This is a genomic window from Psychrobacillus sp. FSL K6-2836 (assembly GCF_038003085.1).
Lineage (GTDB): Bacteria > Bacillota > Bacilli > Bacillales_A > Planococcaceae > Psychrobacillus.
Genome location: NZ_JBBOOM010000001.1, coordinates 1,142,251 through 1,154,875, shown reverse-complemented (window position 1 = coordinate 1,154,875; position 12,625 = coordinate 1,142,251). Strand labels below are relative to the sequence as shown.

Genomic DNA, 12,625 nt, shown 5'->3' with positions numbered 1-12,625 from the left:
GGGACATAAGATGGCTACATATATTTTAGCTCATGATTTAGGGACTTCAGGTAACAAAGCCACGATATTCAGTGTGGAAGGCAAGATGTTAGGCAGCAGTATTTCACCGTATTCTACTCATTACTTTAATGAAAAATGGGTGGAGCAGAATCCAAATGACTGGTGGAATGCCGTATGTGATTCAACGAAGAAATTGATTGAGGATACAGGGATTGATCCGACTGAAATAGCTGTTGTTAGTTTCAGCGGGCAAATGATGGGTTGTTTGGTTGTTGATGAGCAAGGGAACCCTCTTCGCCCATCCATTATTTGGGCAGATCAACGCGCAACTGTCCAGACAAAAGAGTTGGAGAAGCAGCTAACGCAACAAGAATTTTATCATATTGTTGGCCACCGCAATACACCTTCATACGGTATTCAGAAATTGATGTGGCTCCGCGATAACGAACCTAATATTTATGAAAAAACGTACAAAGTACTAAATGCGAAAGACTATATTGTCTTGAAATTGACAGGTCAGTTCTTCACAGATTACTCGGATGGTAATGGAATGGGGTGCTTTGACCTTGAGAAATTGGAATGGTCAGACCGCATTATTGAAGCAAGTGGCATTGACAAAGACAAATTGCCAGAACTGAAACCATCAACATATATGGCAGGCGGTGTGACTGAACAAGCAGCTACAGCAACAGGTCTCGTACCGGGAACTAAAGTAGTGATTGGGGCTGGTGATGGTGTAACAGCCAACATTGGTGCGGGTTCTGTGAGTGAAGGTAAAACATACTGCTCACTAGGCACTTCTGCATGGGTGACAACGACATCAAAGAAACCGATTTTTGATCCAGATATGAGAACTGTAACATGGGCACATGCAATTCCTGGCTATTATGCTCCGAACGGCACAATGCAATATGCAGGTGGGTCGTTCAGTTGGATGAAGGAAACGATTGCTACATCGGAGCAGATTCAAGCGAAGGAAAGCGGTAAATCTGTCTATGATCTAATTAATGAGCAGATTGAAGCAACTGAACCAGGATCAAACGGAGTATTATTTTTACCTTACTTACTCGGCGAAAGGGCACCACGCTGGGATACGGCTTCTAAAGGTTCATATATAGGTATTAAATCAGATACCACTCGTGGTGAATTGCAGCGAAGTGTGTTAGAAGGCGTTACCTACAACTTGGGAATCATCTACGATATCCTGAGTGAGCATATTGAAATCGACCGGTTAATGATCATTGGAGGTGGTGCTAAGAGTGAGGTATGGCGTCAGATTATTGCAGATGTTTTCCAGGTTCCTGTAGAGGTACCGAATTATCTAGATGAAGCGGGGTCCATGGGAGCAGCTATAATCGGAGGGGTTGGAGCAGGATTATATGACAACTTTGAAGTCATCGATCGCTTTATCCGTATTGAGAATTTCCAGGAGAATAATCCAGAAATGCAAGAAGTGTATAAAAAAGCAAAAGAAAAATTTGATGATTTCTATGTTGCTCTCCACAGCGTTTATGAAAAACATCAAGTAGAAGGAGTGAAGTGAAATGCCATTAGTTTCAGGTGATGTGATTTTAAGACATGCACAGGAAAACGGTTATGCTGTATGTGCATTTAATATAGAAAATATGGAAATGGTGCAGGCGGTTATAGAAGCAGCTGAGGAGAAAAAATCTCCGGTTATTATCCAGACTTCTGCCAACACGGTGAAATATGCTTCTATGGCTATGTTTTATGCAATGGTACATGCGGCAGTGGAGAATAGTCCCGTTCCAGTAGCGCTACATCTAGACCATGGAGACAGTCGCAATCTTGCTTTAAAGGCTGTCCGAGCAGGCTATACATCCGTAATGATTGACGCCTCTAAACAACCGTTTGAGGATAACATCCGTCAAACAGCAGAGGTAGTTGAAATTTGTAAACCAATTGGCGTATCAGTTGAATCGGAATTAGGTACGGTTGGCGGAAAGCCAGGAGATATTGAATATGGTGCCGATGGTTATACAAAAGTGGAGGAAGCAATCGAATTTGTCGAGCGCACTGGTGTTACTTCGTTGGCAGTAGCCATTGGTACCGTCCACGGAGTCTATAAAGGTGAGCCGAATTTGGATCTTGAATTACTGAAAAATCTACGCAGTAATGTAAATGTACCACTTGTGTTACACGGTGCTTCAGGACTTTCCGAGCAAGATGTAAAGGATTGTGTTGAGTTCGGTATAAGCAAAATAAATTATGCAACTGAACTGCGTATTGCATTCTCAGATGCAGTAAAAGAGTATGTTACTTCACATGACAATATTATTGACCCTAAGTTATTTACAAAGCACGCACGTGAAACTGTTAAACAAGTAGTAAAAGAAAAAATGCACTTATGCGGCAGTAGTGACCAAGTTAAACAAACGACATGGTGGAATTCACAGTGAAAAAGTATTTACTCGGTATTGATATTGGAACATCTTCCTGTAAAGTCGCTATTTTTGACATTGAAGGGAAGGTAGTTATCCAGCACTCTGCTGACTATCCACTTTATTATCCTGAGGTAGGTTGGGTTGAACAGGATTCAGATGAATGGTGGAAAGCTATTACCATTTCTATACGCTACTGCCTCGAACATTCAGAGGTTAAATCAGATGAAATAGCTGGTATTGGTATTGCGGGACAAGGTTGGTCTGCCATTCCAGTAGATCGAGATGGAAATAGTCTGCGTAAGACTCCAATTTGGCTGGATATACGGGCTAGGGAAGTCATGAAAGAATATGAATCACAAGTGACTGAAGAAGAGATTTTTGAGTTGTCAGGTAATGCTTGGTCAGCATCTTATACAACACCAAAACTTCTTTGGTATAAAAAAAACGAGCCGGAATTGTTTGAAAAGACCTATAAATTCCTTCAGAGCAACAGCTATATTGCTCTAAAATTGACTGGCGTTTTTTCATCAGATCGCTGTCAGAATTATGGTCTCCATTTCTATGATCCCGTTACATATACCTATAACGAACAAATGGCCGAAAAGCTGGGTCTCCCACTTGAAAAGTTTCCACCAATTTATGAATGTCATGAAGTAATTGGAACTGTAACGGAACAAGCTGCTAAATTGACAGGTCTGTGTGTTGGAACACCTGTTGTCGCAGGAGGTCTTGATGCAGCATGTGGAACACTTGGAGCTGGAGTAGTTACTGTAAATCAAACCCAACTTCAAGGAGGTCAGGCAGGTGGTGTTAGTATTTGTCTAGATGAACCTAAAACACATCCGCAACTAATTTTTTCACCACATGTTATCCCAAAAAGATGGCTTCTGCAGGGAGGAACTGTGGGTGGAGGGGGTGCTCTTCGGTGGTTCAAGCAAGAGTTTGGCGAAAGTGAAAGTTTTAATGAATTGACACAGCTTGCGGAAAAGATAGATCCAGGCGCAGATGGTATGTTATTTCTTCCTTACCTTTCAGGGGAACGCAGTCCTATATGGAATCCGAAAGCAAAAGGGCTTTTTTATGGGCTGAGCTTTGACAAAACGAAAGGACATTTGGTGCGTGCAGTATTGGAGGGGGTCGTGTTCTCGGTTTATCACAATCTACTTGTAGCAGAAGAAGCTGGAGTTCCAATTCAAGAACTAGATATTCATGCGATGGGCGGGGCAGCTAACAGCGAACTTTGGATTCAGATATATGCGGATGTAACAGGATGTCAGATTCGAGTACCTAGTTCCGATACGGCCACAACATTTGGAGCCGCTCTTCTTGCAGGGGTTGGAGTTGGTATGTATGAAAGCTTTGAAGAGGTCGTCGAGCAAACTGTTAACATACGTAGGGAGCATCAGCCAAATATTGCAAATACAGAAGTTTATAAGCAAGCAATGGATCAGTATCTCAAGCTATCAAGCGTTATGAATAAACAGATATACAACTAGGAGGTAAAAGAGATGAAAGCAGGTGTACTGAACGCAAGGGAGAAACTAATTTATGAGGACGTTGAAACACCAGTACCTGGTTCGGGTGATGTTCTTATCAAAGTAAAATTCACGGGGATTTGTGGTTCTGATATTCCGAGAGTTAATGGTGATGCAGCCCATTCATACCCGATTATTCTTGGACATGAGTTTTCAGGGGAAGTCGTTGAAATCGGTGAAAATGTGAAATCATTGTCAGTTGGAGATCGTGTTGCCGGTGCTCCGTTATTACCATGTATGGATTGCCAATACTGCAGGAATGGTGATTACGCACTTTGTGAAACCTATAGCTTCATCGGTTCCAGACGATCAGGGAGTTTTGCAGAATATGTAGTGGTGCCTGAAAAAAATGCCATTCGCTTCGATACTTCCATTTCCTTTGAACAAGGGGCTTTTTTTGAACCGATTACGGTTGCGCTCCACGGCATCCGCCGACTAGATTTTCAATCAGGAAAATCTGTAGCACTACTCGGCATTGGGAATATAGGATTTTTTACACTACAGTGGCTGAAAATATTAGGTGCAGGACATGTGACGGTATTCGATATTAGTGAAGAACGACTTGAACTTGCTAAAAGATTTGGTGCAGACGAATGCATCAATTCTTCAGATCCAACTTTCCTTGAGCAATTAGATGGTCGCCGTTTCGACTATGTATTGGAAACTGCAGGGAACACGGCAACGATTAAACTTACATTTGAATTAGTTAAAAAGAAAGGATCTGTCTGTCTGATTGGAACGCCGACAAAAGAGCTGACATTCTCCGTTCATGAATGGGAACATCTTAACCGTAAAGAATTTTTCTTGACAGGTTCTTGGATGTCATACAGCAAGGATTTTCCTGGTGAAGAGTGGATAGAAACAGCGAAATATATTCGCTCTGGTGACATTAAAATTGATGAGTCACTGCTTTTTAAGAAAATTCCATTAAGTGAAATTGTATCTGCATTTGAGATGTTTAAAACACCTGGAACGGTAAAAGGAAAAATACTAATCGATAGTGAAAAGTGAGGAGATATAACATGATTGTCACACTTACGCTGAATGTAGCGCTCGATCAGTATTATCATGTTCCTGCCTTTACCAAAGGTGACGTGCACCGTGCAGCGAAGAACATTTCGTCAGCTGGTGGTAAAGGACTCAATGTGGCAAGGGTAATACGTCAACTCGGCTTTCCAGTGCTGGCTGTCGGTCTCACTGGTGGTCATACAGGGCAGAGGGTCGTTGAACTATTAGATCGAGATCAGATACCACATCGCTTTACGGATACGGGTGTGGAAACGAGAGAATGTATTAACATTGTGGATGAAAATAGTATATCGACTGAAGTGTTAGGAAAAGGTGAAGAAATCAGTCCCGAAGTTATTAGTCGTTTCATCCAGGATTTCGAAGAAGTTCTTGGAGAAGCATCACTTGTCACAATGTCTGGAAGTGTTATGAAAGGGATGCCAGTTGATATTTATGCGCAGCTAATTGGTATGTGTAGCAAGAGGAATATCCCTGTTGTACTTGACACTAGTGGAGAATATCTGGCGAAGGGCTTGGAGGCTGCTCCATTCGTTATCAAACCTAATATTCATGAATTGGAGCAATTATTTGGTACAAAATTGGAAACAGAAGAACAGGTAATCACTTTTGGAAACAAGTTATTAGATAATGGCATCAAAAATGTGATTGTATCCCTTGGAGAGAAAGGGGCACTCTTCATCAGTAAAAAAGGCGTCCTTCGCGCTACTCCACCAAAGCTAGACATAATAAATACAGTTGGATCTGGTGATTCAATGGTGGCGGCTATAGCTTGTTCTATGATAGATAGTCATGAAGACGAGCTGAAGCTTCAGTTAGCAATTGCAGTATCGGCTGCGAATACGCTCTCAGAAAAAACAGGTGATATTTCAACTGAATTGGTTGAACAGATTCTTCCGCAAGTAGCAGTAAAAAATATGGAGAGGGGATGAGGATATGGAAATGCTTGAGAAATTATTTTCATTAAAAAATAAAACTGTTTTAATTACAGGAGGAGCGCGTGGAATCGGTAAAACAGTCGGAGAACATCTGGCGGCAGTAGGTGCAAATGTCGTTATTTTCGATGTTAACGGGGAGTCTGCTGCACAAACAGCAGAAGAGATTGCGCAAAACTATGGCTGTAAGACTTTCTCATTGCAAGTAGATGTAACGGATTATGATGCAGTGAAAAAGGCCTTGGAAGACTCGGTTAAACAAATGGGGTCAATTGAACTTCTTTTCAACAATGCAGGTATCGTCATACAAAAACCTGTAATTGAAGCAAGCCCAGAAGAATGGCTAAAGGTCATTGATGTCAATTTAAATGGTGTTTTTTATGTTGCTCAATTATTCGGAAAATATCTTATAGAGAACGGTATTAAAGGTTCGATTGTCAATACTGCTTCTATGTCAGGCATCATTGTCAACTACCCACAGTTACAAGCATCATATAATACGTCAAAAGCAGGGGTCACTCAACTGACAAAGTCATTAGCTTATGAGTGGGCTGAACAAGGAATTCGCGTCAACTGTATTAGTCCCGGATATATCTTTACGGAACTTACTTCTTTTGTAAGGGAAGACTGGAGAAAACAATGGGCAGATTTAACTCCGATGAAACGACTTGGTAAACCAGAGGAGCTTGCTGGTGCAGTAATTTATTTGTTATCTGACTCTGCATCTTTTGTGACAGGAAGCGAGTTCGTTATAGATGGAGGATTTACCATCATTTAATTGAATATATAAGCTTTTTGAAAGATTAATATAAATAAATAATACTGAATAATTAAATATATTCTTGAAAACGCTATCAATAAGTTGTATAGTATAAGCATATTACAACATTGTATTGTAATGACATTACTATGCAGTTATGTAATTAACAAATAATTTATAGGGGGAAACAGCATTGAAAGCAAATAAATTATTTCTTTTTACAACTCTACTTCTGATGATGTTAGTAGTTGCAGCATGTAGTTCTGATTCAAATGAAGCAAATGGAAAATCTGGTGGAGGAGATGAACAGATTAAAGTCGGTTTTGCCATTAAAACACAGGATTCACCTTATTTTGTTTCACTTGTAGATGCAGTAGAAGAGTATGCGGAAGCTGAAGGATGGAAAATAACAGTTTTAGATGCAAATGGGGACACAACAAAAGAAGCAGAGAATATGGAAACATTTATTGCTCAAGGAATGGACATGATTTTCCTGGATGCAGTTGAACCAGATGCAGTAGTTCCAGCCATCAATAAAGCTGCTGAAGCAGGCATTGGTGTTATTAACCTAGACAGCGGTGTTAATGAAGATGCTGATGATATTACAACTGTTTATTCTGATAATAAGCAAAATGGTCGTTTGGTTGGTCTTGCTTATGCAGAAAAAATGGGTGACGAAGAAATCGTATCAATTACACTTAGTGGTGCAAAAGGAAACGTTGCAGGAACAGAGCGTCGTACAGGATTATTCGCAGGCATTTTAGAAGGTAAATTAGGTGTTTCTGAAGATGAAGCTTGGAAACTAGCAGATGAATTAGATTCTCAACTTGCATCATCAGGTAAAGCTTCTAATGCAGAAGCTAAATTCTCTGTAGTTGGACAAGGTTGGGGTGCATGGACTCGTGAAGATGGTCTTGTAGCGGCAGAAGATTTAATCACTGCAAATCCAAACCTGACAACTGTACTTGGAGAAAATGATCAAATGTTATTAGGTGCAATGACTGCCCTAAAAAATGCAGGAATTGACAACGTAGATATTGTAGCAGCGGCTGATGGAGCACTTGAAGCATATGATCTTATCAAAGAAGGTCAATACTTTGCAACAGGAGAAAATAGTCCATATAAAGTTGCAAAACTTGGAGTTGAAATCGCAAAAGAAATTATTGTTGATGGAAAAGATCCTGAAAGCTACGAAGAAGTAACATTAACTGAACCAGCAGCAGTTACAAAAGATAATGTAGATGATTATTACGATTTCGGATTCTAATTAGTTATAAGGTAACACAGCTTATCTAAGAATCCTCCTCTTTTTTTGGGAGGATTCTTATACATAAAAGAAATATTTTCATATTAATTTGAGCGACGATTTGAAAGGGGGACTCATTGTGGCTTCAAACTATATTGTTGAAATGAACCATATTTCAAAGCACTTTGGAGGCGTTAAGGCGCTAGAAGATGTGCATATGAAAGTCAAAAAAGGCGAAATTCACGCACTTATTGGTGAAAATGGCGCCGGAAAATCGACATTAATGAAAATCCTTGCAGGAGCTTATGAAAAGGACGGTGGGAATATCATTATCGATGGAAAAGAGGCTACGGTTTCAAGTCCAAAGGCAATGATTGATCTCGGCGTTTCTGTCATTTACCAAGAATTCATGTTAGCACCAGATTTATCAGTAGCTGAAAATATATATATTGATAAGTTAAGCAGTGGCGGATTATTTATCAACTGGAAAAAACTTCGAAAGAATGCGAAACAGGAACTCGAAAAAATTGGTTTTGGCCACATCGATCCAAATCAAAAAGTGGGGGAACTGAGTGTTGCTTATCAGCAAATCGTTGAAATCTGTAAATGTCTTGCAAAAAATTCGAAAGTTCTAGTTTTCGACGAACCAACAGCAGTACTTACTCATTCCGAAACTCAAAAGTTATTAGAACTAATTGTCAGACTGAAAGATTCTGGTGTAACAATTGTATACATATCACATCGTTTGGAAGAACTTTTCGCTATAAGCGACCGAATTACTGTATTAAAAGACGGTAAGTATGTAGGCACTGTTGATACGAATTCTATAACAAAAGATCAACTTGTCACCATGATGGTAGGTCGTGAAATCTCAACGCTTTTCCCTGAACGTCATGCAGAAATTAGAGAAGAAGTCCTCAGAGTCGAGAAACTTAATGTAGGTAATCATGTGAAAAATGCCTCGTTCTCAGTTCGTGCCGGTGAAGTAGTAGGGTTCAGTGGGCTTGTAGGTTCCGGAAGAACAGAAATTATGAGAGCTATTTTTGGTGCTGACAGGAAAGAGTCGGGTTTGACCTATTATCTTGGCAAAGAAATAGATATCAAAAATCCGAAACAAGCTATTAAACTAGGTATTGGATTATTACCCGAAGATCGAAAAAAACAAGGTTTACTGTTAAGTCAGTCTATCCGGATAAACACCACAATGGTTTCAAAACAAACAAACGGTTGGATTTCACATCGTCAGGAAAAAGATGATGTCCTGCAATTATTGGCTCGTATTTCAACAAAATATGGTTCTACTGAAGATCCAGCCGATAGTCTAAGCGGAGGTAACCAGCAAAAGGTGGCACTTGCCAAATGGCTTGCAATCGATACAAAGCTTATTATCCTTGATGAGCCAACACGAGGCGTGGATGTCGGAGCTAAAACTGAAATTTATAAAATCATCAATGATCTCGCGGATAAGGGTGTAGCTATAATTATTGTTTCTTCAGAGATGTCCGAAATTATCGGAATGTGTGACCGTGCACTTGTCATGCGTGAAGGTGAAATCAAGGGAGAAGTCAAAAAGGAAGAGCTCACAGAAAATAACTTAATTAAACTAGCAATGGGGGTTTAAAACTCATGTCATCTTCTGCAAAGAAATTCAATTGGAAAGAGTTTATTATTAACAACAATACATTTTTGATTCTTCTACTGCTGATTATTATCAGTGCTATGTTATCAGACACTTTCTTAACACCGATGAATTTGCGCAACATTCTTCTTCAACAGGCTGGTCCAATTTTAGTAGCAATTGGACTTCTGTATGTCATTTTGGCTGGTGGCATAGACTTGTCCGTCGGTTCCTTGATGGCACTTGGAGCAACTGTTTCTGCACTATTAATAACTGATATCGGATTACACTTTTCAGTTTCAATTGGTATTGCCGTTTTAGTTGGCCTGCTATTTGGGATATTTTCAGGGTTCTTAGTTGCTTATACAGGCATTCAAGGATTCGTCGCTACATTGGCAACAATGACGATTGCCCGAGGTGTCGCATTTGTTATTACTGAGGGGCGACCGGTTCGTGTTGAATCGAACACAATTGATTTACTAGTTAGCAAAGATTTAATGTACCCAATTATTTTCATTACAGTTCTTCTTATTATTATTTTCACAATCGTCCAGCGTTATACAGGATTTGGTCGTAAGATTGTTGCAATCGGAAGTAACGAGACTGCTGTAAAACTAGCTGGTGTCCGTACAAAGCTATACGTAATGTCTACTTACGCGATTTCGGGTGCACTTGCTGCACTTGCTGGTGTATTCATAGCTGCTCGTTCTTCAACAGGAAGTGCGACTGTAGGTATGGGTCAGGAACTGGATGCTATTGCAGCAGTAGTAATCGGTGGTGCTAGTCTTATGGGGGGACGCGGTTTTGTTCTTAATACCGTTGCAGGTGCACTGATTCTTGGATTAATAGGGAATATCATGAATCTAATGGCTGTTCCTTCTTATCCACAAGACATTATTAAAGGGGCTATTATTATTGCGGCAGTGCTACTTCAGATTGCTACGAGTAAAAAAGAACGAACAGTTTAAACATCTCTATTAAAAAGGAGAGACTTCAATGAAGACATTTGTAGTACACAGCTCGAACCAATTTTCTATTGAAGAAGTCCCAGTTCCAGAAATTACATCGAAACAGGCACTTGTAAAAACACTTGCCTGTGGAATTTGTGGTACTGATGCAACGATTATCGAACAGTCTTTTAAAGGATTTCATATATCTGATTACCCAATGATGCTTGGTCATGAGGCAGTCGGGGAAGTAGTAAAAATCGGTTCTGAAGTTACAAGTTTTCAAATAGGCGATATAGTTATGCTTCCATTTACTCCAGCAATTGCTGGCAACAATCCATTTAGCTCAGGCTGGGGAGCATTTAGTGAATATGGAGTTGTAGATGATGTTCAAAGCTATAAATCTATCGAAGAGATTCCTGAAACAGCATATGCCCAAAAGAAATTACCTTCATGGATTTCAGTAAAAGAGGCACCTGTTTTAGTTACATTGCGGGAAGTGTATAGTGCGATTCAGCACTTTGGGATTCAGAAAGGACAATCGATAGTAGTCTATGGCAGTGGGACGGTAGCCATTACGTTTGTTAAACTAATGCGGTTGCTCGGAATAGAGAATATCACTGCAGTTGTCAGAAGTGAGGAAAAAGGAAAGCTACTTAGTAAGTTCGGCGCTGAAGTCGTAATCGATAGTTCTGTAGGTTCGGTGAAGACACAATTGCTAAAGAGGAATTCCCAGGGAGTAGACTTTGTTTTGGATGCTGTTGGGTCTGAAGCAATAATCAACGAAGGACTGTCACTACTAAAAGACCGTGGTGAAGTGCTCTGCTACGGGGTACCTAAATCGACTGCTTTGAAACTTAATCTAGAAGATGCTCCTTATAATTGGAATATTAATTTTCAGCAGATGCCTAGGAAAGAAGAAGAAGGTGCTTGTCACGAACAAATCATCCAGTGGGTAGAGGAAGGAAAGATTGTACTCTCGGATTTTATTTTTGCTACTTATCCCTTTGAACGGATTACGGAAGCGTTCGAAGATTACCTTACAGGCAAGACAAATAAGAAAATCATTATCACTTATTGAGAAATGAGGGACTACAGTTGAAAATGAAACAAGCCTTAATGACAGAACCGGCAAAAATTATTTTCCAGGAAGTAGACGTGCCAGAAATCGGTCCAAAACAAGTAAAACTGAAAATGCAAAGAATTGGTGTATGTGGATCTGACATTCATGTATTTCATGGTAAACACCCCTACACAACTTTCCCGGTAGTGCAAGGACATGAAGTTTCTGGTGAAGTCGTGGAATTGGGTTCAGAAGTTACAGAAGTAAAAAAAGGCGAGAAAGTTACTGTTCAACCTCAAGTAGTTTGTGGTGCGTGCTTCCCATGTCAAAATGGGATGTATCATGTTTGTGAGGAACTAAAGGTTATGGGCTTCCAAACAACTGGAATGGCCTCCGACTATTTCGTTGTAGATGAAGATAAGCTAACTATTCTCCCAGACTCAATTGGCTGGGATGAAGGTGCTATGATTGAGCCACTTGCAGTAGCTGTACATGCGGTTAAACGTGTTCCTTCTGTTGAAGAGAAAAATGTGCTCGTCATTGGCGGAGGACCAATCGGAAACTTAGTTGCTCAGACTGCAAAAGCACTGGGAGCTAAAAAAGTGGTTATAGCAGAGTTGAGTACGACTAGACTTCAGATGGCTGAAAGATGTGGTATTGAAACGATTAATAGCAATGAGGAGCAGTTAGACGAGGGTATCCTGCGTCAATTCGGAGAGGCAAAATCAGATGTCATATTTGAATGCGTTGGTTCGAGCTTTACAGTTGCACAAGCAATTGAAGTAGCACGCAAAGGAAGTACAGTTGTCGTGGTAGGTGTTGTATCTGATCTTACTAAAGTGAATATGGGGTATGTGCAAGATCATGAGCTTACTATACTCGGAAGTGCTATGTACCAATCTATTGATTTCGACCAAGCGGTTGAACTGATCCTTCAAGGCAAGGTCAAACTGACTGAACTAATTACAGATAGATTCCCATTTGAAGATTATTTAAAAGCTTACGAAATTATCGAAGTCAACAAAGACAAAGTGATGAAGGTTATGATAGACATGAACTAAGAAGGAGTGCCACTAATGTACTAGGTGCT

The 12,625-nt window shown here is 40.2% G+C and carries 11 protein-coding genes; all 11 read left to right on the top strand.

Going from position 1 to position 12,625, the window contains the following annotated elements; translation table 11 throughout:
- The first annotated feature begins 10 nt into the window (after positions 1–10).
- The 11 genes from xylB (at position 11) to MKY37_RS05470 (ending at position 12,596) form a co-directional block, all read left to right on the top strand.
- Positions 11–1,543, top strand: a complete 1,533-nt coding sequence (xylB, locus tag MKY37_RS05520; RefSeq protein ID WP_340774661.1) for a xylulokinase — start codon at positions 11–13, stop codon at positions 1,541–1,543.
- 1 nt (position 1,544) lies between these two features.
- Positions 1,545–2,420, top strand: a complete 876-nt coding sequence (locus tag MKY37_RS05515; protein WP_340774658.1) for a class II fructose-bisphosphate aldolase — start codon at positions 1,545–1,547, stop codon at positions 2,418–2,420.
- Positions 2,417–3,901: a xylulokinase gene (locus tag MKY37_RS05510; protein ID WP_340774655.1), complete on the top strand. Its 1,485-nt coding sequence runs from the start codon at positions 2,417–2,419 to the stop codon at positions 3,899–3,901. The genes MKY37_RS05515 and MKY37_RS05510 overlap by 4 nt, the downstream gene beginning before the upstream one ends.
- Positions 3,902–3,913: 12 nt before the next feature.
- Positions 3,914–4,951 (top strand): galactitol-1-phosphate 5-dehydrogenase, encoded by a 1,038-nt coding sequence (locus tag MKY37_RS05505; protein ID WP_340774652.1) that lies wholly within the window; start codon positions 3,914–3,916, stop codon positions 4,949–4,951.
- A gap of 11 nt (positions 4,952–4,962) precedes the next feature.
- Entirely contained in the window at positions 4,963–5,898 is a 936-nt protein-coding gene (gene pfkB / locus MKY37_RS05500; protein ID WP_340774649.1) for a 1-phosphofructokinase, read from the top strand.
- 4 nt (positions 5,899–5,902) lie between these two features.
- Positions 5,903–6,679 carry an SDR family oxidoreductase gene (locus MKY37_RS05495; protein WP_340774647.1) on the top strand — a complete coding sequence of 259 codons (777 nt, stop codon included), beginning with the start codon at positions 5,903–5,905 and terminating at the stop codon, positions 6,677–6,679.
- 175 nt (positions 6,680–6,854) lie between these two features.
- Entirely contained in the window at positions 6,855–7,928 is a 1,074-nt protein-coding gene (locus MKY37_RS05490; protein WP_340774644.1) for a substrate-binding domain-containing protein, read from the top strand.
- Between the two features lie 118 nt (positions 7,929–8,046).
- Positions 8,047–9,528 carry a sugar ABC transporter ATP-binding protein gene (locus MKY37_RS05485; RefSeq protein WP_340774642.1) on the top strand — a complete coding sequence of 494 codons (1,482 nt, stop codon included), beginning with the start codon at positions 8,047–8,049 and terminating at the stop codon, positions 9,526–9,528.
- Positions 9,529–9,533: 5 nt separating this feature from the next.
- Complete coding sequence (locus MKY37_RS05480) at positions 9,534–10,493, top strand: ABC transporter permease (protein ID WP_340774639.1); 960 nt, start codon at positions 9,534–9,536, stop codon at positions 10,491–10,493.
- Between the two features lie 28 nt (positions 10,494–10,521).
- Positions 10,522–11,553, top strand: a complete 1,032-nt coding sequence (locus MKY37_RS05475; protein ID WP_340774638.1) for a zinc-dependent alcohol dehydrogenase — start codon at positions 10,522–10,524, stop codon at positions 11,551–11,553.
- Between the two features lie 23 nt (positions 11,554–11,576).
- The gene (locus MKY37_RS05470) at positions 11,577–12,596 is read left to right on the top strand and encodes a zinc-dependent alcohol dehydrogenase (RefSeq protein ID WP_340779847.1); all 1,020 of its coding nucleotides are present in this window, start codon (positions 11,577–11,579) and stop codon (positions 12,594–12,596) included.
- Positions 12,597–12,625 lie beyond the last annotated feature (29 nt).